The 21,345-nt window shown below is 61.6% G+C and carries 16 protein-coding genes; 7 read left to right on the top strand and 9 right to left on the bottom strand.

What is annotated here, in order from left to right:
- The first annotated feature begins 31 nt into the window (after nt 1-31).
- Nucleotides 32-661 carry a response regulator transcription factor gene (locus QNI87_RS14040; RefSeq protein ID WP_300597635.1) on the top strand — a complete coding sequence of 210 codons (630 nt, stop codon included), beginning with the start codon at nt 32-34 and terminating at the stop codon, nt 659-661.
- Here the strand turns inward: QNI87_RS14040 and QNI87_RS14035 are convergent.
- From QNI87_RS14035 to QNI87_RS14000, 8 genes are all read right to left on the bottom strand, one after another.
- A complete protein-coding gene (locus tag QNI87_RS14035) occupies nt 631-4,065 on the bottom strand; it encodes a PAS-domain containing protein (protein ID WP_300597633.1) in 3,435 nt (1,144 codons plus the stop codon). The genes QNI87_RS14040 and QNI87_RS14035 overlap by 31 nt on opposite strands.
- A 208-nt stretch (nt 4,066-4,273) precedes the next feature.
- Complete coding sequence (locus QNI87_RS14030; RefSeq protein WP_300597631.1) at nt 4,274-6,049, bottom strand: sodium:solute symporter family protein; 1,776 nt, start codon at nt 6,047-6,049, stop codon at nt 4,274-4,276.
- A 12-nt stretch (nt 6,050-6,061) separates the two neighbouring features.
- Complete coding sequence (locus tag QNI87_RS14025; protein WP_300597629.1) at nt 6,062-6,439, bottom strand: DUF4212 domain-containing protein; 378 nt, start codon at nt 6,437-6,439, stop codon at nt 6,062-6,064.
- Between the two features lie 162 nt (nt 6,440-6,601).
- The gene (locus QNI87_RS14020) at nt 6,602-7,273 is read right to left on the bottom strand and encodes an exonuclease domain-containing protein (RefSeq protein WP_300597627.1); all 672 of its coding nucleotides are present in this window, start codon (nt 7,271-7,273) and stop codon (nt 6,602-6,604) included.
- Between the two features lie 18 nt (nt 7,274-7,291).
- Nucleotides 7,292-9,169: a putative nucleotidyltransferase substrate binding domain-containing protein gene (locus QNI87_RS14015; RefSeq protein WP_300597625.1), complete on the bottom strand. Its 1,878-nt coding sequence runs from the start codon at nt 9,167-9,169 to the stop codon at nt 7,292-7,294.
- Nucleotides 9,170-9,225: 56 nt separating this feature from the next.
- Entirely contained in the window at nt 9,226-10,719 is a 1,494-nt protein-coding gene (locus tag QNI87_RS14010) for a TolC family protein (protein WP_300597623.1), read from the bottom strand.
- Between the two features lie 3 nt (nt 10,720-10,722).
- A complete protein-coding gene (locus QNI87_RS14005; protein WP_300597621.1) occupies nt 10,723-11,787 on the bottom strand; it encodes an HlyD family efflux transporter periplasmic adaptor subunit in 1,065 nt (354 codons plus the stop codon).
- A 2-nt stretch (nt 11,788-11,789) separates the two neighbouring features.
- Nucleotides 11,790-13,556, bottom strand: coding sequence for an ABC transporter transmembrane domain-containing protein (locus tag QNI87_RS14000; protein WP_300597619.1), 1,767 nt, complete (start codon nt 13,554-13,556; stop codon nt 11,790-11,792).
- Between the two features lie 309 nt (nt 13,557-13,865).
- Here QNI87_RS14000 and eda point away from each other — a divergent pair, with 309 nt between their 5' ends.
- The 5 genes from eda to QNI87_RS13975 are packed head-to-tail and all read left to right on the top strand — an operon-like array spanning nt 13,866 to nt 19,741.
- Nucleotides 13,866-14,513 carry a bifunctional 4-hydroxy-2-oxoglutarate aldolase/2-dehydro-3-deoxy-phosphogluconate aldolase gene (gene eda / locus QNI87_RS13995; RefSeq protein WP_300597617.1) on the top strand — a complete coding sequence of 216 codons (648 nt, stop codon included), beginning with the start codon at nt 13,866-13,868 and terminating at the stop codon, nt 14,511-14,513.
- Nucleotides 14,514-14,516: 3 nt separating this feature from the next.
- The gene (locus QNI87_RS13990) at nt 14,517-15,626 is read left to right on the top strand and encodes an FAD-dependent oxidoreductase (protein WP_300597615.1); all 1,110 of its coding nucleotides are present in this window, start codon (nt 14,517-14,519) and stop codon (nt 15,624-15,626) included.
- A 56-nt stretch (nt 15,627-15,682) separates the two neighbouring features.
- Nucleotides 15,683-17,821: a bifunctional TVP38/TMEM64 family protein/FAD-dependent oxidoreductase gene (locus tag QNI87_RS13985; protein ID WP_300597613.1), complete on the top strand. Its 2,139-nt coding sequence runs from the start codon at nt 15,683-15,685 to the stop codon at nt 17,819-17,821.
- A gap of 19 nt (nt 17,822-17,840) precedes the next feature.
- Entirely contained in the window at nt 17,841-19,124 is a 1,284-nt protein-coding gene (locus tag QNI87_RS13980) for a nucleoside transporter C-terminal domain-containing protein (RefSeq protein WP_300597611.1), read from the top strand.
- A gap of 11 nt (nt 19,125-19,135) precedes the next feature.
- The gene (locus QNI87_RS13975) at nt 19,136-19,741 is read left to right on the top strand and encodes a CDP-alcohol phosphatidyltransferase family protein (RefSeq protein ID WP_300597609.1); all 606 of its coding nucleotides are present in this window, start codon (nt 19,136-19,138) and stop codon (nt 19,739-19,741) included.
- Here the strand turns inward: QNI87_RS13975 and QNI87_RS13970 are convergent.
- On the bottom strand, nt 19,738-20,532 hold the full coding sequence (locus QNI87_RS13970; protein WP_300597607.1) for a DUF1499 domain-containing protein: 795 nt from the start codon (nt 20,530-20,532) through the stop codon (nt 19,738-19,740). The two genes, QNI87_RS13975 and QNI87_RS13970, sit on opposite strands and share 4 nt — an antisense overlap.
- A gap of 234 nt (nt 20,533-20,766) precedes the next feature.
- Between QNI87_RS13970 and QNI87_RS13965 the strand changes: the two genes are divergently transcribed.
- On the top strand, nt 20,767-21,342 hold the full coding sequence (locus tag QNI87_RS13965) for a plastocyanin/azurin family copper-binding protein (protein ID WP_300597605.1): 576 nt from the start codon (nt 20,767-20,769) through the stop codon (nt 21,340-21,342).
- Nucleotides 21,343-21,345: the final 3 nt, after the last annotated feature.

Here is a 21,345-nt window from a genome sequence, read left to right as displayed (position 1 = left end):
CGTGTGGGGCCTCGCTGTGGGAGAGGTCACCATGCGAATTATCATTGCGGACGACCATCCGTTGTTTCGCACCGCGCTGAGCCACGCCGTGTCAAAGGTGTGGACCGGTGCACAGGTCGTCGAAGCCAGCACCGCCGCCGAAGCGCGTCGTGAAATAGGGGACGGTGCCGAAGCGCTGCTTCTCGACCTTCACATGGAGGATTCCAACGGGCTGAGCGTTTTGATGGACCTGCGTCAGGATTTCCCGGCGCTACCGATCGCCATTGTGTCGGCCAGCGAAGACCAGCGTGTGTACGCTGCAGCCCAGCAACTGGGGGCGGCGGCGTTCATCCCCAAGTCCGCCGGCCTCGATGACATGCGCGCGAGTCTTGCAGCGGTGCGTGATGGAGATCGCTCGTTTCCCGAAACGACCGCAGGCGAGGATGAGGATCTGGCGCGAATGGCCAGCCTTACCCCGGCCCAAAGGCGTATCCTGGGCTCAATTCGACAAGGTTTGCTGAACAAACAGATCGCTTACGAACAGGACATCAGCGAAGCGACCGTCAAGGCGCACATTACCGCGATCTTCCGCAAGCTGGGGGTGTCGAACCGCACGCAAGCGGTTCTGCTGGCGGCCAAGTTGGACGTGGATCAGCCCGCGACAGATTCGGTGAACGCCTGATCGCGCTGCTGCGTTGATGCGGTAGAACTCTGCGCCAGGCATGTCGAAATAAGCGCGCGCAAGGCCGCAGGCGACGACGGTTTGAGCAATCGATTGGCATCCATCGCCACAGCTGCGAACTCGGTCTCGTCGCTCGCTTCGGCGGTGAGCAGGATAGCGGGCGGCTGCGCTTTCCACGCCATGCACAATTCGCTGTAGACGCTGTCGCCACGTTCATCGCCGTTGAGACGATAGTCCATAATGACAATATCGGGCGGCTCTGGGCAGGCATCAATCGCGGTAAGAAGGCTGGTGGCGGTCACTGGCCGCAATCCCCACTTGCTCAGCAGAGACGAGGTCGCCGTAAGAACGGCGGTATCGTTGTCCACCACAAGCACGCGCGCTTCGCTGACCGTGCGAACCGGGCGCTGCACGGCCTGAATGGTCATCGGTGTGCCCCAACGCTTGACGGGCACAGCAAGAGCAAAGCGGCTTCCCCGCCCGAGCGTCGATTGCGCCTCGATCCGCGCTCCAAGTAGACCGGTGGTCCTGCGGACTATGGCAAGGCCAAGGCCCAACCCTTCGTGGTCTTTTGATGCGCCGCGCTCGAACTCGTTGAAAATACGATCGATATCGTCATCGCCAATGCCGCGTCCGGTATCATGAACGCACAGCATAACACTCTTGCCAGCGCGCCGCACGCCCAGCAGCACACCGCCGCTCGCGGTGTAGCGGATCGCGTTGCTGACAAGATTGCGCAGCGCGCTGGTGAGCAAGGTGCGGTCGGTCATGACCCACGCGCTGGTGCGGACCCGGCGCAGCGCGATGCCCTTGGCCTGGGCCTGGACGGCAAATTCGCGCTCCACTTCCTCGAAAACCTGATCGAGCGCGGTCTCCTCGACCTTGGGAACGATACCGCCGCTATCCAGCTTGGAAATATCCAGCAGCGTGCGGATCAGCCGGTCCGCTGAAGCGATCGACCCATCCAGATCACGGACCATCTTTCGAAGGTCATCGTTACCAGCCATTTCCTCTCCCAACGCCGAGGCGAACAGACGCGCCGCGTTGAGCGGCTGGATCAGATCGTGACTGGCAGCGGCGAGGAAGCGCGTCTTGGACTGGGTCGCCTCGGCCAGAGCTGCGTTGGCGTCGCGCAGCTGTTCGGTGCGCTCGGTGACTTTGTCTTCCAGCGCCTGCTCGGCCCGGCGATCCGCGGTGATGTCGGTGTAGGAGGTCACATACCCCCCGCCCGGTGTCGGCGATCCGACGATGCGCATCACCCGGCCGTCGATCTGCTCGCTTTCATGCCGATGGCGATGGCCGGCGCGCATGTGATCGAGGCGCCGCTGCACATAGTCATCGATTTCTTCCTCGCTGAGCGCGCGATGGCGCTGATTGTAGCGGATGAGATCTGCAATCGGCGTTCCGACCTGCACAATCGAGTTGGGAAGGTCGAACATCTCCTGATAGCGCGTGTTCCAGGCTACCAGGGTCATGTCCGCATCCACAAGGGCCACTCCGGTATCGATGTTCTCGATGGCGATCTGCAGCAGATCTCCGGAGAAATTCAGCCGTTTGCTGGTTTCGTCGAACATCGCGACCACGTCAGGCAGCGGGATCGCATCGCCCCCGGACCACGAGGAAATGAGCATGCGAGCCGATGACGTGCCGATGGTACCCGAAATGACGCGCTCGGCCATTTCGACCAGCGCGGCGTCGGCGGCGTGTGCCTCGGTCCGATAGCCCGGCAGCGATGTTATGGCGGCGTCCGCGCGGGCCGCGCCCACAAACTGGGTGAGCAGAATACGCACATCGGCGACTCGCTTGTTCGTGACCAGCTTGGGGCGAACGCCGGGGCTGGGGGTGCCGACAAAAGCAGCGGCTTGCGAGGCGTCGAGGAGCGTCGGCTTCCAGAGCTCCGAACCGATCCAATAGGCTGCGCAATTTGCACCCAGACTAAGCACAACGCCGGAGACCAGAGGGTCGGAGTGGATGGAGACGACCGGCGCCGATGCACTTGCGGCAGGAACGATCAACAGGACCAGCCAGGCGAGCGCTCCGACAACAAGGCCGCAGATCATCCCGCATTTGTTGCCGCTCTCGCTCGCCATGCCCAGAACAAGTCCGGGCGCGAACTGAGCCGCAGCGGCGAAGGCGAGAGTTCCAAGGCCGGCTAGGCTCGCAATGCTGCCCAGCCCCAGATAGACCATGTAGGCAAAGAACAGCAGGCCCGCGATCACCAGCCTGCGGACCATCAGAAGTTGGGCCGCCAATTGCGCTCGATCGCTGCCTTGTGACCGATCCGGCTCGCTCTTCAGCGCCTTTCGAAAGATGAGCGGGGCGATCAGATCGTTCGTAATCATGGTCGAAAGCGCGACGCTGGCGACCACGATCATGCCCGCCGATGCGGAGAAGCCGCCGAGGAAGACCAGAACCGCCAACGCGTATTGTTCTTGCGCCAGCGGCAAAGCCAGAACGATGCTGTCAGGATCGGTCCCGGCGGGCAGAGCGCTAAGGCCGGCAAGTACGATCGGGACAATGACGGCGGCTGTCAGCACCAGGTAGATCGGGAAGACCCATTGCATGGGCCGTGTGGCGCGCTCACCGCCCGCCTCGACGAAGGTCATGTGGAACTGACGCGGCAGGCAGAGCGCCGCGCACGCCGCAATCAACGTAAGGGTAAAAAATCGCGCGTTGATCTGCGCACCAGAGAACACGGGCTCTTGTGCGTGCTGGGCCGCCTGCGAGGCGATCGGTTCGCTGATCAGAACAAAAATCGCAAGAGAAGCCACTGCGATCAGCGCGATCGCCTTGACGACGGCTTCGACGGCGATGGTGAGAACCAGCCCTGCGTTGTCACCGGCCCGGTCGGCGCGCTTCGCCCCGAACAGGATCGCGAACAGCGCCATGATGCCTGCTACCATGAGCACCAGTTCATCCGCCGCGACCGTGTCGGCCAGCTCCGGGCTCAGCGTAAGCAGGGAGGATCCGACCGACTGAAGTTGCAGCGCCATGTAGGGTAGCGATCCGACACTGGCGATGATCGTCACCAGCGCCGCGACCGAAGCGCTCTTGCCATAGCGTGCCGAAAGAAAGTCGGCGATCGAGGTCGAATGCTGCGCCTTGGACTGGGCAAGCACCTTGCGCACCAACCCAAAGCCCATGGTGAAGACGAGTATCGGGCCCAGATAGATTGGCAGATAATCAAGACCGCTCGTCGCCGCTGTTCCGACCCCACCGTAGAAGGTCCAGCTGGTGCAATAGACGGTGAGGCCAAGGCCGTAGACGATGCCCGTGCGCTTCGTGAGCCAGCGCGCAGGGCCAGAAACCGCCTGCGTGGCAAAGTGCGCATCGCGCCGCGCGGCGAGCCAGAAAAGACCCAGCAAATAGAGGCATGCCGCGGCGATCGCCGCTCCAAACAGCATAGTCCCAACCCTCTCCCGGTCAGTAAGCTACGCGAAATCCTGAAATTCTCAAGCTTTACAGTTCTTCGCATCGCGTTGGCTGGATGGAAGAAGGGCGACGCTCACGATCCCGAGAGCGCCGCCCTTCGATTTTGACCCGCCTCTGCGAGAGGGTCTTCTCCGTCCACCAATTGTCCCCCTCGGTGGAAGAGAGCGTTGATGCTCGCGCTTAGTGCACGTGCGCGTCACCCGCGCCGCGCGGAACGCGGATCGAGTCGACTAGCTTGCGGATCTCCGCCGGGGTGCGAGCGGTGACGCTCGCAACCGCCATCGCGACGCCGAAGTTGATCAGCATGCCGATCACGCCGATGCCTTCCGGCGAGATACCGAACAGCCAGTTGGCGGCAACGTTGGTCTCGGGTGCGATCAGCTTGAAGTACAGGATGTACCCGAAGGTGAAGACCAGACCGGAGACCATACCTGCAATCGCGCCTTCCTTGTTCATCCCCTTGAAGAAGATACCCATGAAGATCGCCGGGAACAGGCTGGCCGCAGCCAGGCCGAACGCAAAGGCCACAACCTGCGCCACCCATCCGGGCGGATAGATGCCGAGATAGCCTGCGACACAGATCGCCGCCGTTGCCGCCAGCCGTGCCGCCAAGAGTTCGGCCTTGGCCGAGATGTTTGGCGCAAAAGTGCTCTTAAGCAGGTCATGGCTGACCGAGCTTGAGATCACCAGCAGCAGCCCGGCGGCGGTGGAAAGCGCCGCTGCAAGACCACCAGCCGCCATCAAGGCAACCACCCAGCCTGGCAGATTCGCAATTTCCGGATTGGCCAACACCATGATGTCTTTGTCGACATACACTTCGTTCGTGTTCTGCGTGTTGGGCGCGTTGGCCAGCATCCGCTCACCGTTGGGCCCACGCTCACCGGTGTATTCCGGCTTGCCAGCGAACGCATCGCCGGGGCGATATTGCATCACACCGTCGCCGTTCTTGTCCTGGAACGCGAGCAGCCCGTTGTCCTCGTAAAGCGGGAAGAAGCTGTCGACTTGAGAATACTCGGTCTCATCAACCTTATCGATGAAGTTGAGCATCCCGAAGGCGCCCACAGCTGGAGCGGTGGTATAGAGCAGAGCGATGAAGACCAGCGCCCAGCCTGCCGATTTGCGCGCATCCGACGCCTTGGGAACGGTGAAGAAGCGTACGATGACGTGGGGCAAACCCGCTGTCCCGACCATCAGCGCCATGGTGATGCAGAAGATGTCGATCGTGCTCTTCTTGGCCGCCGTATAGGCGCTGAAGCCCAAATCGACCAGGACGGCGTCGAGCTTTTGCAGGACGCTCATGCCCGAGCCATCGGCCACCTCCGAGCCGAGACCGATCTGCGGGATCGGTGTTCCCGTGATCAGGAAGCTGAGGAAGAAGGCCGGAACCATATAGGCAAAGATCAGCACGCAATATTGCGCGACCTGCGTGTAGGTGATGCCTTTCATCCCGCCCAGAACGGCGTAGATGAAGACGATGCCCATACCGATAATCACGCCCCAGAAGATCGAAACATCCAGGAAGCGTGAGAACACGATCCCGACGCCGCGCATCTGGCCTGCGATATAGGTGAAGCTGATGAAGATCAGACAGATTACCGCCACGACGCGCGCAACCTTGGAATAGTAACGCGTGCCGATGAAATCGGGGACCGTGAACTGGCCGAACTTGCGAAGGTAAGGAGCCAGCAGCAGCGCGAGCAGGACGTACCCTCCTGTCCAGCCCATCAGATAGACGCTTGCGTCATACCCCATGAAGGCGATGAGACCGGCCATCGAGATGAAGCTGGCCGCGCTCATCCAATCCGCAGCCGTTGCCATGCCGTTCATGACAGGATTGACCCCGCCGCCGGCGACGTAAAACTCTTTCGTCGAACCCGCGCGGCTCCAGATGGCAATGCCGATGTAGAGGGCGAAGGTTGCGCCGACGAAGAGGTAGATAAGGGTTTGCGTGTCCATCGTTCCAGCCCCCTAGTCGTCGAGATCGTATTTGCGCTCGATCTGCTTCATACGAACGACGTAGAAGACGATGAGAGCGATGAAGACGTAGATCGAACCCTGCTGCGCGAACCAGAACCCGAGCGGGTAACCGCCAAGGCTGAACTGGTCGAGAAAATCGCGGAACAGGATGCCGCAGCCAAAGGAGACGACAAACCACACCGTCATCAGGCTGACCAGAAGGCGGATGTTTTCGCGCCAATAGGCTCCTTCGGCCTGGGAGGTTTCCTCGCTTGCCTCGGTCGCGTTCGTGCTGGCCGAGGGCGCCGTGCTGTGCCGGTCCCCATCGGTGCTTGAACCGCCGCCAGCGTCAAAATCGCCCGGATCGGCTGTTGAAATGGGTTCGCTCATGTCCCTCTCCCTTGAAGGTGCATCGATCCGCGAGCGTATTCGGGACGAATACCAAAGACTCCGGATCTTCAGGCCGAAGGCTATGTGCGAGAGCGTTTTGTTTCGAGAGCGACTTTAGTCTTACGGGCACAATGGCTCCCGTCGGTGTCAGGACGGGCGCCTTCAGGCGCTCTCAAGGTGTTCTAAAGTCGTGTGTTCGGGCATTCGCGACAGCTGCGCGGCCAGCAGCTCAGCCGCGGCGATCGCGTCGGTCAGCGCGTCGTGGGGCTCGTATTCGGGAAGGCCGTAGCGCGCACGTGTGGGACCCAGACGATAGGCCTCGCCCCCCGTGAGATTGGGATGAAGCGTGCGCTCAAGCGCGAGCGTGCAAACGCAGCGGATCGGCAGTTTCACTCCGAACAGAGCTCGCACCGCTTGTGAAAGCGCGGTGCGCTCGATTGCGGCGGCGTGAGCGACAAGGATCCGTCCGGCAAGCGCGTGAACCAGATGCCGCATCACTTCGCCAACCGGCGTCCCCCGGGCGGCGCGCTGCTCGCCAATTCCGTGGACGGTTACTGCCAACCGGTCGAGCGTCGCATCGCTGCGGATGTCAAGCGACCGGGATTCATCAAGGCGCAGCTTCGTGCCCTCGAATGGAGTCCAGCCTGCTTGCAAGAGATGCGCGCCTTTCCTGAGCCCATCGAGCTCGAAGTCGAGCGCGAGATAGGCGGCTTCACGCGCGAGAGTGTCCTTGGTCGGCCATGGGGCGTTGGCGTAGGCCACGAGCGCGGGATCGCTTGCGCTCTCCAGCACGGCCAGCGCGCGGTCAAAGCGCCAGCGATCGAACAGCCTCACTTTCGGTTCATCCGCATACTAGGCGATGCCGCCCGCGTAATTGCGGCGGAGCGCGTCGAGCCCGTCCCGAACAACCGCAAACGCGTCCTTGAGATAGTCGCGTTCAAGGGGAGAAAGGTCATAGGGAGCGATCGCATTGTCCGGCGCGTCGCCGCGTTCGACTTGCCGCGCCTGGTGGGCGATGCGCAGTTCGTTGACAAACAGCAGGGCGTCTTCGAGGCTGCGCGCGTCGTCAGCGTTCATTCTTCCGGCCTGAGCCAGCGCCCGCAGGCGCGGCACTGTTCCAACCTCTTCCAGCCCTGCGGCAAGCGCCTGGGTGCGGGCAATGTCGATGATCGGCATAATGGTCTGCGATTTTGCGTCGAAGATCTTCTGTCCATCCTCACCCCTGTCCAGCACAAGGTTACGAAAGATCCCAAGTGGCACTTTGCTGCGCATCGCGTCGCGCGCAAGGAAGCTGATAAAGAGCGAATTGTCCGCCACGAGTTTCAGGGTCCGATGCCGCAGGGCCTGGGTCAGGCTGCGATCGCCATGCACGGTGCGCATGTCAAAGAAGATCGTCGCGCGCATCACCCGGTCTTCGTCGGGCCTTGTGATCCAGCTTTCATAGCGTTTGCACCAGGCGTTCAGCGTCAGGCGCTGCTCGGCGTTCTTGGCCATGATACCGCCGCTGCAATAGATGTAGCCGCATGCGTTAAGGAGGTCGGAAATGCGCGTGCCGAGAGCCGCGAAATAGTGGTCCATCGGCTCGGAAACGGGCTCTTCCCCCTTTGCGTCGGCAATGATCAGCCCGTTGTCCTGATCGGATCCGATCAACTGTTCTTCGCGCGCGAGCGATCCGAACACGACGAGCGCATAGGGCCGAGGCGGAGGCCCCAGCTCCTCTTCGGCAAGGCTCGCTGCCCGGCGATGACACGCCTCGCCCAGCGCCGAGGCAAAGCGCATCGCATGCCCTGCATGCACGCCGCTTGAGACCATGGCGGCAAAGCTTTCGGGAACGCGGCGAGCCGCTGCGATCAGCTCCTCCTCGTTCTTTGCCTTCGCGATCATCATGCCGGTGTCGATCGCGTTGCTTCCAATGGCCGAGAGGATATCGGTCGCTGAGAGAACGCCGAGCAGGGTCTCGCGCTCGTCAAGGACGGGCAGGTGACGAAACCCGCCGCTCGCCATAAGCGCCATCGCCTCGGCCACGGGCGCGTGGGCTCCCAGCGTGCGCGGGCCGCGTGTCATGACCGCGCTTATCGGCGTATCAAGCGCAACGGCTTTGGCGACGACACGCTTGCGCAAATCCTTATCGGTGAAGATTCCCACAAGCGCGCCGTCGTCGCAAATCGCCAATGTCGAGACATCGCGCTGCGCCATCAGGGCAACCGCTTCCGCGATGGTTGTTTCGCCGGCGCAGGTGACGGGCGCCGCGCGCGCGATCAAACCCGCGATGGGACGATCGTCGAGCGAGAACGCGTTCCCATCCCGGCGCTGTTTCAGGGCATGGGAAAGGCGCGCGGCCTCGTCACGGGCAAAAAAGGCGGCGAAGTCAGAATGCCGCTCGCGCAAAGCGTGAAAGCGCTCGGCGGGCAGGGAGTAAAGAAGCGTGTCCTCGATCGCGCTTGTCGTGTTGCGCACTTCGCCGCCGCGCAAGAGCGAGGGGTAGGCAAAGCAGGAACCAGCTTCGAGCCGCGCGCTTAGCTCATCGCCCGCCAGCATCAGTTCGACAGCGCCCGAGCGCACTATGTAAAGGTGATCGTTCCGCTCACCCGCCTCGATGATGACTTCGCCCGCTTTGCGGTAGCTCACCTCAACCGCTCGGCTGAGCGGGGCGAGCGTTCTGTCATCGAGCTCGTCGAACGGCGCGGTTGCTCTTAGAAAGCGGGCAATCTCGCTGATCTCGCTGGCCATGAAAAGCAGTATAGCGCTCCAGCGCGGTAAACGGGTGTGCGACTTTAGGCTAAAGCCTATTCGAGACCGAGTTCCTCCAGGTTCATCGTCGCTGCCGAAAAACTGGCGGCTGCCAAGCGCCCGTTAAGCTCTGCTCGGATCGCGCGAACCTGTGCGTCAGCCGCGCGTTCTTCCTGCAGGTTCACGCTCAAGAAATCGCCTGCTCCAAGACGAAAGCGCGTGCGTTCGCCTGCAACGACGATGGTGGCTTGCTCGACCTCGTCATTGGCAAGGCCGGCCTGACGCAAAGCGGTGTTGAGATTGGCAAGAATGTTGTCGAGTTCAACCCTGATCTGGTCCGCCGTGCGCTGTTCGCGCAATTCGATCTCGCGAAGCTCGGCCTCGGCGCGCTGTACCGCGCCGCGTGCCGTTCGACGCTGGAGCGGCACTGATAGGGTTAGTCCAACGACCGTATCGGTTGAGTCGAACGTGGGTCCGCCATCGCCAATCGGCCCAAAGTCTCGGCTCAACTCGACCGAAAGATCGAGGTTGGGCTTGAGATCGTTTCGGCGCAATTCAACACGATTGCGCGCGCGTTCCAGTTGAATTCGGAAATTGCGCAGTTCCGGGCGCTGGTCGAGAACATCACTCCGCGCCATCGCCATCAGTGTCTGCACATCGGGCAAATCGGCGAGCTTATTGATATCGGGCAATTGCTCGCGCGAAGGGACGATCAATATGCCGTTCTCATCTCTAAGGTAAAAGGAAAGCAAGTTTGATGCGGTGATGAAGCCGCGCTTCGCTTCTTCAAGCAAGCTCTTGCGACGAATGACGTTTTGTTCGTTTTCGTTGAGCGCAATGCTGGGCAAAGCCCCCGCTTGGACCTGCCTGGAAAGACCAACAGCGCGCGCTTCGGCGATTTCAAGCAAACCCTCGTAGACGCGGATCTCGTTACCAGCGGCTACCCATGTCCAATACGCTCGCAGAGCTTCGAACTGGACGTTGAGCTGAACAAGCAGCACATCAAGGCGCGCTTGGCTGGCAGCGAGGCGTGTGTCTTCCACATTGAAACGGCGCTGGTCGATCCGGCGGTTGCGCAACAGCGAAAACAGAGCCCCGACTTTGAACTCGCCCAACTCGTTGGTGTTGTAGATGTTCTCGTAGGTCGGAAAGCGTCCGTCCGACAGGCGGTAACTGGCGAATACTTCGCCGCCGAAAGGCGCTATCGGCTGGGTTGCCTTGCTTTCGCCAAAGCCGCCCGAAAAGGTGCCGGTATAGCGGTCGTAATATTCGGCATTGAGCATGAGATCGAAGGCGCCATCCGCAGCAAGCTGATCCGAACGCGCGGCAGCCTCGCGCTCAAACGCTTCTAGAATGCGCGGGAATGTCAGGGCGGAAGAACGCAGAACCTCTTCTGGCAAGAGCGGCCCGTCGCGCAGAGCCTGACCCAGTGATTCCTGATTAGGCTCAATATTCTGCGCCCGCGCCGGAGCGGTCGCCAAGCCCGCAAGGACGAGAGCGATGACGCCCAGAACGCCGGGCAAGACGCCTCTGATGGCGGGAAGGAACATCGGTCAGCCGCTCTGCTGGCTTGATACGCTCGTTGTCGACGCGTTCGCCGCGGTCGCCGCAGCGGGAAGCTCAGGCGGGAAGTTGTTGAGCTGACGCCAGATCTCGTATCCGACCGGAACCGTTTCGAGCAGCACAAACGCCTGACCAGCGGCGCCAAAGCGAACGAAGCGCTCATCGGGCCAGGGCTCTTCGCCCTCCACGATGCGTTCCTTTATGAGCACTCGGAAGCGGCCATCGACCTGCGCCGACTGGTCGACTGCGATAACCTCGCCTGCAAAGGTACCCACCGCTACCGATGGCCAACCGCTGAATTGAACCGCTGGCCAGCCCTCGAACTGGACCCTAGCGGGGGCGCCAACATAAACCAGGCCAACATCGCGGCCATCGAGGAAGACTTCGATTACGCGCTCGGAGTTTTCCGGGACAAAGGTCGCCAGCACGTCACCTGCGTTGATGAAGGTCGCGGCATCACCGCCAGTGATCGACTGGATAAAGCCGTTTCGCGGCGCGGTGACCAACTGGTTCGACTGGCGCGAAAGGCTTACATTGGTGCGCGCAAGGTTTGCCTCCGCTTCGGCCACACTGCCGCGCATCTGGTCCACCCGGATCTGCGCCTGTTCGTAGTCGCGTCGCGCCGCGAGGCCGCCTTCATACAGCTCTTGCATACGCCTTAGGTCGATCTCGGCGGTGGCCTGCGCGCTTTTGGCCGCCTGCAACTGAACCTCGACCTGCGCCCGCTCAGCTTCCAGTCGCTGGATCAGTTGTGGGTCGATATCGGCGATGCGCGCGATCGGATCGCCCATTGTCACCGCGCTTCCGTCTCGCACATACCATTCCTCGATCCGGCCCGAGACGAGCGCGTTGATATCCTGTTGCCGCTCATTCGGGTTGAGCGTCGTGATCACACCGCGCCCGGCCACATTCTGCACCCACGGGACATAGATGAGGAACGCCACTGTTGCGATGAAGGTGATTAGCAGCAGGAAAAACGTGGTCCGAAAGATACGCGGCAATTTGATGTCGCGCAGCGCGGTGAAGTGCACCATATCCTGTTCGATTGTCGCCATGGTTATTCCGCTGCCCCCAAAAGACTGCTCGAGAGGGGGCGTGGCCCGCCAGGCATTCGCCGCGGTTTGCTGTTCACCGCAAGACAAAAGTCATCGAAATTGTCGTAATAGCCCTGGCGCTTGGCTTCCATGTGCAAGAACCGATCGAAGCCCAGGTCTATCCGCCGGTTGGAAAAATAGATCACGGTCGAATACGCTTGTTCGCGCAATTCGTTGACCGCCGCCGCAAGATTGTCCTCGTCAAGCAAATCAAACAGCTTGGAAAGCACCAGAATGCGCGGCTGTTCGAGGAGCGCGTTCGCGAGTTTGAGCTGCTGCAATTCGACCGATGACAGCGGCCAGCCCGTCGCGGCAATCGGAGTGTCGAGACCGTGCTCGAAGGTCGAAATGGTCTCGATCAGGCCCACGGTTTCGAGCGCACCGACCATGCGTTGAGGGGCGGTCTGTTTGCATGACAGGCCGAGATACTCGCGCACCGTCATTCCCACAAAACTCGCCCGGTCGAGAACATGGACGTCTTTACGCAGGTTGTGCGCTTCGATGTGATTGAAATCGACCCCGCCCAGCGTCGCAAAACCGCCTTCAGGCAGCTGGTGCATCTTGAGTATGTTGGTGAACAGCCGTTGGACACCATGATGGCTGGCGCTGGCCATGACGATGGCGCCACTTGGAATTTCAAGATTGAACTCGGCGTCCTCGTGCCGCGCGCGGCCACGCACTCCGCTTAGAACCAGAGTGTGTTCGGTCACGTTGATCGGGTCATCGCCCCCTGGCTCTTCCTGCTCGACATCGTAGAACAGCGAGAGCTCTTCAATCGCCGCGCACAGATCATAGAAATAGGTGAGATAGGTGCCCAGTTGCGCCACCCCGAAGAACGCGGTCGACAGCACGAGCTCGGCTGCGACGAGCTGGCCAAGTGTCAGCTGATTGGTGATGACCAGCCATCCGCCAAGGCCCAGCAGGGCTGCGCTTGCCGCCGCGTAGAGTGTGAGGAAGGCGATCGACTGGCCAAAGTGATTGCGGAAATGGCGCTTTCGTTCCTTGATATAGCTTTCGGTGTGAGCGTTGCTCTGCTGAAAAGCGTAATCGATGCGCCGCTGGGATTTGAAGAAGCCGTTGGATTCCCCAACTGTCTCAAGCCAGGCCGCCGTTCCATGCTTTGCGTGGCTCAGATCGATGCCCGTTCGAACGGCGCGGGCGCCCCAGACCAGCCAGATGAGCCAGATCGTCGCCGTCATGATCAGCGTGAACAGCAGGAAGTAAGGGTGGTAGAGCGAGACGAGAATGAACCCGGTGAAGACCTGCAAGACAACCGTAAAGCCGCCTACGAAGAGGATCGGGATCGCCTTTTCGACGTTGATTACATCGAAATAACGGTTGAACAGCGAACTCTTGCGCGCGTCACCAAAAAACGGGTTCTTGGCGTAGACCGCCAGCAGCGAGATTTCTGCCACCATGCGCGCGTAAAAACGCCGCGAAAACAGTTCCATAAGATGAATTCGCAAGGCGTAGAGCAGCGCAAACATCATCAGCAGGCCGAACAGGGTGACCGTGAGCACAACCAGCGGCGTCGCCATCGCGGTGTTGGCCACCGTGTTGATGAGCATCTGCACCGAAATCGGGGTCGCAAGGCTCAGGAGACTGATGCCAACGCCGTAAACCAGCGCCAGCCAGTAGAAATTGCCCTCGGGGCGCAGGATATTGAAAAACGTCCGGAAAAAGTCCGGGAGCGAGATTCGATCTCCGTAAGTCGTCTTCTTGACGGCCATGGCCAGTTACGATCCAATCAGCGTGACGCGGCGCGCTTGACGCGAGGCGCATGTGTTTGGGGGCGTCCGCTGATCCCTTGCCGACGCGGCGCTACTATACTGTAAATCCAACGCGAACATTTATGCAAAGTTCCAGCGTTTCGTGCAATCCGCGCAAGAGCCAAAAGGGTGCAAATGGTATCTGGAAAGAGTTCTCCGACCCCTAGGACAACCGCTGCGCGAGTGCGTTAGCGGCGCAAACCTGACTTGCACTTGAACGACAGAGAGCGCACGGACCGCTTTGGGTCTGAAACTGGGAAGCGCAAGCTTATGAGCGGTACATGCCTAGAACAGCTAGACACGCGGCTTGCGACGGCGCCGATCGTGCCGCTGATCGCTGAGAACGATGCGGAGCGCGCCGTCGAGACCGCGCTCGCGCTCAAGGCGGGAGGTCTGTCTGTCATCGAAGTGGTTCTGCGCAGCGAGAACGCGCTGGCGGGACTGGATGCCATTCGCTGCGCCGATGCCGACCTGATCGTGGGCGCGGGCACAGTCCTGACGCTCGATCAGCTTGCGGCGGCGCGCAGCGCTGGCGCGCAGTTCATAGTCTCGCCCGGCCTCTTGGACCCAATCGCCGAGCTTTGTCTGGCGGAGAATATTCCAGTCTTTCCAGGTGTTATGACAGCGGGCGAGGTGCAGCGCGCCTACGCCATGGGGCTTCGCACGGTGAAGTTCTTCCCCGCAAGCCTGGCCGGCGGCGTGCCAATGCTCAAGGCCTTTGCCGCGGTTTTCCGAGACATGCGGTTCATGCCGACGGGCGGGATATCGGCGGGCAATCTGGTTGACTATCTCGCCTTGCCTAGCGTGCTTGCATGCGGCGGCAGCTGGCTCACCCCCAGGGGCGCCGAGCCAGAGGTTACCCAAGGCCTTGCGCGCGAGGCGCTTGCCATAGCGGCGACCGCGCGACCGAGCGGCTGACGGGTGGGGGCCTCAAAGAGCGACATCCTTCTGATCGGCGGCGGACACAGTCACGTTGGGGTGCTGGCCGACTGGGCGCGTCGCGGGTGTCCCGCCCGACGCGCGACATTGCTGACACCCGAGCCAACCTTGCGCTATTCGGGCATGGTGCCCGGCTGGCTCGCGGGCGAGCACACGCGCGACGCTGGCCTTGTCGACCTCGCCGGTCTTGCCAGAGCCGCCGGGGTCGATCTTGTCCTCGATCGCTGCGTTGCGATTGACCCGGAGAGCCGGACGATTCTCTCACTCGGCAACGGCGTCGTTCCGTTCGATCTTGCTTCAATCGATGTCGGAGGCGTTCCGCATGCGGCGCGCGTATTGGGCGATGATCCCCGTTTGCTTGATATCCGCCCAATTGACCGTTTTGTGGCCGAGTTGGAGCGCAAGGAACAGCTTGCGCGCAGCATAGCGGTGATCGGCGGCGGTGCGGGCGGGGTCGAAATTGCCTTTGCGCTGCGCCAACGCGCGGGTGGGCCAAAACCTGTGAGTGTGACCCTTATTGCCGGCGAGCGCGGCTTGTTGCCCGACTTCTCAAGCCAAGTCCGTCGCAAGGTGGTGGCGGAGTTGGCGCGCCAGGGTATCGCTTTTTTTGCGGTCGATGCGTGGATGGAGCGCGGCGTTCTTCTGGCGGGTGAAGTCGAAACGCCTGCGGATCTGGTCGTTGCCGCGATTGGCTCCGCCGCTCCCGATTGGCCGCGCGCAGGCGGGCTTGCGGTGGATGAGGAGGGTTTCATCGCCGTGGACCGCCACCAACGTTCCACCTCGCATCCTTACATCTTCGCTGCCGGTGACTGCGCACGGCGCATCGACGCAAAGGTAGCGCATTCCGGCGTCCACGCGGTTCACACCGGTCGTGTGCTAGCCGCCAACCTGCGCGCCGCGTCAAAAGGCAAGCCGCCGCGCCGATCTTACCGTCCGCGCCCCGCCAGCCTTTATCTGCTCTCGACCGGCACCGGAGAGGCCATTTTGAGTTACGGCCCCTTCGCCGTGCAGAGCCGGTGGGCTGCGCGCCTCAAGGCATGGATCGACAAACGGTGGATTGCGACCTACGCGGCGATGACCGAACGCGCGTAACCCTTCGCGTTCCAGCTCCGAAAAGGGCAGAGAAGGGACACGCAACAAGGGGCGTCATGAAGAAGATTGTAATCCTCGCGGCCATCGCGGCCCTGATCGCGGCCTATTTCGTCTTCGACCTGGGCAGCTACCTCACCCTGGATGGCATCAAACAGGTCGCCGCCGAGACGTCCGGTTTTTACGAAGAGAACCCGGCCTTGGTGCTGAGCGTATTCTTCGCGATCTACGTCGCGGTCACCGCCGCCTCGCTTCCGGGCGCGGCGATCATGACCTTGGCCGCGGGCGCTCTGTTTGGTCTGGTCACGGGCACTATCCTTGTCTCCTTCGCCTCGACTTTGGGTGCCACGCTCGCTTTCCTCGCGTCGCGCTACGTGCTGCGCGACACAGTGGAAAGCCGCTTTGGCGACCGGCTTAAAGGCATCAACGAAGGGCTGGAGCGCGACGGCGCTTTCTACCTCTTTACGTTGCGGATGATCCCCGCCGTGCCGTTCTTCGTCATCAATCTCGTCTTCGGACTGACCCGCATCAAGGCCAGGACATTTGCCTGGGTAAGCCAGATCGGAATGTTTCTTGGTACGATCGTTTATGTGAATGCGGGCACGCAACTCGCGCAAATTGAGAGCCTTTCAGGGATCGCTTCTCCCGCGGTTCTTGGTTCTTTCGTGCTGCTCGGTATCGCGCCTTGGATCGCAAAAGGCATCATCGGTGTTATCAAGCGGCGCAAGGTCTACGCGGGCTACTCCAAGCCAAAAAGCTTCGACCGCAACCTGATCGTTATCGGCGCTGGTTCGGCGGGTTTGGTCTCCGCCTATATCGCGGCGCAGGTGAAAGCCAAGGTGACGCTGATCGAGGCGGGCGCGATGGGCGGGGATTGCCTGAATACTGGATGCGTGCCTTCCAAGGCGCTGATCAAGAGCGCCAAGGTCGCGGCAACAATGCGTCACGCCGACAAGTACGGGATCATCCCGCACGAACCCGAAGTCCCGTTCAAGAAGACCATCGCGCGCGTCATGGACGTCATCAAGACGATCGAGCCGCATGACAGCGTGGAGCGCTACACCGGGCTAGGCGTCGAGGTGATCAAGGGCTACGCGAAGCTGATCGATCCCTGGACAGTCGAGATCGCGCTCAATGAAGGCGGGACGCAGCGCTTGACCGCACGCAGCATCATCATCGCGACCGGGGCCGAGCCGGTGGTGCCACCGATCGAAGGGATCGAAGATAGCGGTTATCTGACCAGCGAGACGCTGTGGCAGGGGCTGGGCGAATTCGATCAGGCTCCCGCGCGGGTTGCGGTGCTGGGCGGCGGGCCGATCGGATGCGAGCTCTCCCAGGCGCTGGCGCGGCTGGGTTCGAAGGTGACTCAGGTGGAGATGCACCACAGCGTCCTTGGCCGCGAGGACGCCGAGGTCTCGGAGCTTGCCAAAGCAGCCCTTGAGGGAGCGGGTGTCACGGTCTTGACCAACCACCGCGCGGTGCGGGTCGAGGACAGCGCTCTGGTCGCCGAAAGCGGCGGCCAGGAAAAGCGTATCGCGTTCGATGCGCTGATCGTCGCGGTCGGGCGCAAGGCGCGGCTGAGGGGCTTTGGCCTGGAGGAACTGGGCGTCGAGACGGACCGGACCGTCGTCACCGACGAATTCCTCGCGACCAAGTTTCCCAACATCTACGCTGCGGGTGATGTCATCGGACCCTATCAGTTTACCCACACGGCCAGCCACGAAGCCTGGTTTGCCAGCGTCAACGCGCTGTTCGGGGCCTTCAAGCGCTTCAAGGCGGATTACCGCGTGATACCGGCGGTGACATTCCTTGACCCGGAAGTCGCACGCGTTGGCCTCAACGAAGCGGAGGCCAGCGAGCAGGGCATCGAATACGAAGTCACGCGTTATGAGTTGGAAGAGCTCGACCGGGCGATCACCGAAAGCGAGACGACCGGCTTTGTGAAAGTGCTTACGCCTCCCGGTAAGGACACGGTTCTCGGAGCCACCATTGTTGCGTCGAACGCGGGCGAACTTTTGGCGGAATATGTGCTGGCGATGAAGCACAAGATCGGCCTCAACAAGATCCTTGGCACCATCCACTCCTATCCGACCATGGCAGAGGCGAACAAGTTTGCGGCGGGGAACTGGAAGCGTGCGAACAAGCCTGAAGGGATGCTCAAATGGGTTGAGCGCTACTTCAATTGGCAACGCGGGTAAGCGCGGTTAAGGCGTTTGCGTGGAGTGGTTTGATCAGCTGCGCCCGCTCGCGGGGATCGTTGTACTGGTCGCGCTGGCTTGGGCGTTGAGCGAGGACCGAAGCGCGCGCCCAAACCTTTCCTGGATCGCGGGCGCTTTGGCTCTTCAGGCCGGGCTTGCGTTGCTGATTATCCGGGTTCCGCTTGTCTGGGCGGCGATGGACTACCTCAATCGAGGCGTTGCCGCGATCGAACGCGCGACCCTCAAGGGCTCGTCCTACATGTTCGGTTATCTGAGCGGAGCGCCGCTGCCGTTTGAACTCAAACAAGGTGTCGATACGCCGCTCATTATCGCGTTCCAGATCCTGCCGCTCGTCATTGTGTTTTCCGCGCTCGCCGCGCTGCTTTGGCATTGGGGCGTGCTGCGCGCACTGGTGAACGGCCTGTCGTATCTGCTTCGCCGCACCCTCGGTGTCAGCGGGGTCGTGGGCCTTGCTGGCGGCGCGAACCTGTTCCTCGGTGTGGTTGAGAGCCCGCTGGTTGTGCGCGCCTACTTTGCGCGTGTGAGCCGCGCGGAGCTGTTCCAGATCATGGTGCTCGCCATGGCGACGATATCGGGCGCGATCCTGATCCTGTACGCCACAACCCTGCGCGAGAGCGTCGAGAACGCGGTGGGGCACATGATTGCCGCCTCGTTGATTTCGCTTCCCGCCGCGCTCTTGTTCGCACGGCTCATGGTCCCCGCTGCGTCGCAGGATACCGCGACCGAGGCCGAAAAGAGCGAGCTTGGCCTTTCCTACGAATCCAGCGTGGACGCGATCGTCAAGGGAACGATGGATGGGATGCAGCTCTTTCTGGCCGTGGTCGCGATCATAATCGTGGTGTTCGCTTTTGTTGCTCTCGCAGACGAAGCGCTCAGTCTGCTGCCGCTGGTGGGGGAGGAGCCTCTGACGCTCAAGCGCGTGTTCGGCTGGCTGTTTGCGCCGCTCATGTGGCTTATCGGTGTCCCGGCAGCCGAAGCCATCACGGCGGGGGGGCTGATGGGCACCAAGGCGGTTCTCAACGAATACGTGGCCTATCTTGAACTTGCCGCCCTGGCTGAGGGCGCGCTTGGTGAGCGAAGCCGCCTGATCGTTACCTATTCGCTGTGCGGCGTCGCCAATCTCGCGAGTGTCGGCTTGTTGGTGTCCACCATCGGAACGCTGTGCCCCGACCGCCGCGCGGAAGCCGCCGGGTTGGGCATCAAAAGCTGGATAGCCGGAAACCTTGCCACCGCTATGACCGGGGCGTGGATCGGGCTGCTGACCTTGGCCGGCGCGGGTTGAGGGGGGACGGCGTGCTCGATTCCAGACTGCGCCCTTTGATCGACCCGCCCTTGAACGCTGTCGGCCGGGTTCTCGCCAACACCGGCGTCACGGCCAATGCGCTCACATTCGCGGGCTTGGCTTTGGGGCTGGGCGCCGCTGCGGCGATTGCGCTGGAGAATCTTGCGCTCGGTCTTGTTCTTATTCTGGCAAACCGTGTTTGTGACGGGCTCGATGGCGCGGTGGCGAGGGTACGCGGACCGACGCCGCTGGGAGGCTTTTTCGACATCGTCGCCGACTTCGCCTTCTATGTATCCATCCCGCTTGCCTTTGGCGTGATGGACGAGCGCTACACTCTTCCCGCTCTGGCGCTGGTGGCAAGCTTTGTTCTGACAGGGGTGAGTTTCCTGGCCTTTGCGGTCATTTGCGCTGAGCGTGGATTGGACACCAAGGCGCACGGAACCAAGAGCTTTTACTATTCGACCGGTCTTGCCGAAGGAGCCGAAACGATCGCCGTCTTTGTCGCAATGTGCGTTTGGCCCACCTATTTCGAGGAAATGGCCTATGGCTATGCCGCGCTGTGCGTTTTGACCGTGTTTCAGCGCAGCGCGCTCGCCGTAATCTTGTTCCGCGATTAACGGCCCAGCTTCTGCGCGGTGCGTTGACGCAGCTCCATTATCCGCTTGGCGTTAGCGCCCAAATCGCTTTGGCCGACGCGGCTGACCGAGCGAAAATCAATCTCGCCATCCGCCACGCGCGCAACCACGTCGTCCTTGAAGCCGAACCAGAAGGTCTCCGCCAACCCCTCGACCGTGCCGGTCTCTGGATCCGCAATGATGTTGGTAAAGCCCATGCCCTTCATGGCGCCCTCCAGCGCGGCCATCGCGTTGCCGGTTTGGGTGTCTCCGATCGCAAGCGGCTCTAGCTCGGGATAATTCTGCGCGATGATATCGGCGTATGTGAGCTGCGAATGCGGCGGCTTGGTCTCGCCGAATTGCTCGGTTTCACTCATGGGCACGTCATAGGCGTTGAGCGGGTTGGCACCGGAAGCCTTTCGCGCGGCGAGGACGCGGGCCGAGAAGGACGGTGGATCGCTGGTGTCGGTCGCCATATCGTGAATGGGGTGGTCGCCGGCCCCCATGATCACGGGCGCAAACAAGGCGGCAAAGCCGAGCGACACGACCAGACCGAAGATCGCGGGACCAAGGCCGGACTTCTGGTCGCGGCGTACAATCAGAACGATCGAAACTGTCGCTATCAGCGCCGTCAGTGCGATCAGGATCAGTCCACCCAGTCCGAACGCGCTCAGGCCCAATTGCCAGTCCCATAGCCCGAACTTCGTGCCAAGCGCGCAGACAGCGAGAAAAACCGGCAATATGATGGCCAGAGAGCGCGCCAGTCCAGCGTGCCAAGGAGCTTTCTTCTTCATAGACCGGGGTTTTAGCGCCCCGCCTCGGGATCGCAACTCCTGGCAGCGCCATCCCTGAGCCATGATCAATTATCGTCAGCTTCGGGAAACCCTATCGGCGCTGGGCGTTATGCGACCATCGCATCGGGCTTGGTGCGGGGTGGATCGTCCCAAAGGGTTCTTTTCATGTCCGCCAATCTGGTCTATGCCCCGCGCGTCGCGGGTGGATGTAAGGTTTTCAAAGGGAAGACAGATATGAAGCGTAATGTTCTTATGGGCGCAGTGGCGTTTGCCAGCCTTGCCACTCTGACAGCTTGCGGCGGCGGTTCGGCTCCGGCCGAAGAAGCGCCCGCTGAAGAAGCGGCGGCTCCGGCTGAAGAGGCTGCGGCTGAAGAAGCGCCAGCTGAAGAGGTTGTTGAAGCGGTTCCGGCGGCTGAAGCCAATGGCAACGTGATCGAGATCGCGATGTACACCAAGGATCCCGATGACTCGAGCGCGCTTCAGGTCTTCAAGCCGCGCCTGGTTGAAGCAACGGTGGGCGACACGATCAAGTTCGTCGCGGCCAACCCGACGCACCAGTCCTCGTCGATCGACGGCATGATCCCCGATGGCGTCGAAGGTTGGGAAGGCAAGATCAACGAAGAAGTCAGCTACGTGATCCCGACGGCGGGCGTGTACGGTTACAAGTGCGTTCCGCACTACGCCGCTGGCATGGTGGGCCTGATCGTCGTTGACGGCGGCGGCGACAACGTTGACGCGGCCAAGGCTGTAAGCCATCCGGGACTTGCCGGGCGTGAATTCGGCGAAATCTTCGAAGAAGCTGGGCTCTAAAGG

It is taken from the genome of Erythrobacter sp., from assembly GCF_030066995.1.
GTDB lineage: Bacteria > Pseudomonadota > Alphaproteobacteria > Sphingomonadales > Sphingomonadaceae > Erythrobacter.
Note: the sequence above shows the minus strand (reverse complement) of the source record. Positions and strands in the feature narration are given on the sequence as shown.

What these genes read in the sequence shown, in the direction of transcription:
- QNI87_RS14040 (WP_300597635.1), top strand. Translation starts at nt 32, where the DNA reads ATGCGAATTATCATTGCGGACGACCATCCGTTGTTTCGCACCGCGCTG.
- QNI87_RS14035 (WP_300597633.1), bottom strand. Translation starts at nt 4,065, where the DNA reads ATGCTGTTTGGAGCGGCGATCGCCGCGGCATGCCTCTATTTGCTGGGT.
- QNI87_RS14030 (WP_300597631.1), bottom strand. Translation starts at nt 6,049, where the DNA reads ATGGACACGCAAACCCTTATCTACCTCTTCGTCGGCGCAACCTTCGCC.
- QNI87_RS14025 (WP_300597629.1), bottom strand. Translation starts at nt 6,439, where the DNA reads ATGAGCGAACCCATTTCAACAGCCGATCCGGGCGATTTTGACGCTGGC.
- QNI87_RS14015 (WP_300597625.1), bottom strand. Translation starts at nt 9,169, where the DNA reads ATGGCCAGCGAGATCAGCGAGATTGCCCGCTTTCTAAGAGCAACCGCG.
- QNI87_RS14010 (WP_300597623.1), bottom strand. Translation starts at nt 10,719, where the DNA reads ATGTTCCTTCCCGCCATCAGAGGCGTCTTGCCCGGCGTTCTGGGCGTC.
- QNI87_RS14005 (WP_300597621.1), bottom strand. Translation starts at nt 11,787, where the DNA reads ATGGCGACAATCGAACAGGATATGGTGCACTTCACCGCGCTGCGCGAC.
- QNI87_RS14000 (WP_300597619.1), bottom strand. Translation starts at nt 13,556, where the DNA reads ATGGCCGTCAAGAAGACGACTTACGGAGATCGAATCTCGCTCCCGGAC.
- eda (WP_300597617.1), top strand. Translation starts at nt 13,866, where the DNA reads ATGAGCGGTACATGCCTAGAACAGCTAGACACGCGGCTTGCGACGGCG.
- QNI87_RS13985 (WP_300597613.1), top strand. Translation starts at nt 15,683, where the DNA reads ATGAAGAAGATTGTAATCCTCGCGGCCATCGCGGCCCTGATCGCGGCC.
- QNI87_RS13970 (WP_300597607.1), bottom strand. Translation starts at nt 20,532, where the DNA reads ATGAAGAAGAAAGCTCCTTGGCACGCTGGACTGGCGCGCTCTCTGGCC.
- QNI87_RS13965 (WP_300597605.1), top strand. Translation starts at nt 20,767, where the DNA reads ATGAAGCGTAATGTTCTTATGGGCGCAGTGGCGTTTGCCAGCCTTGCC.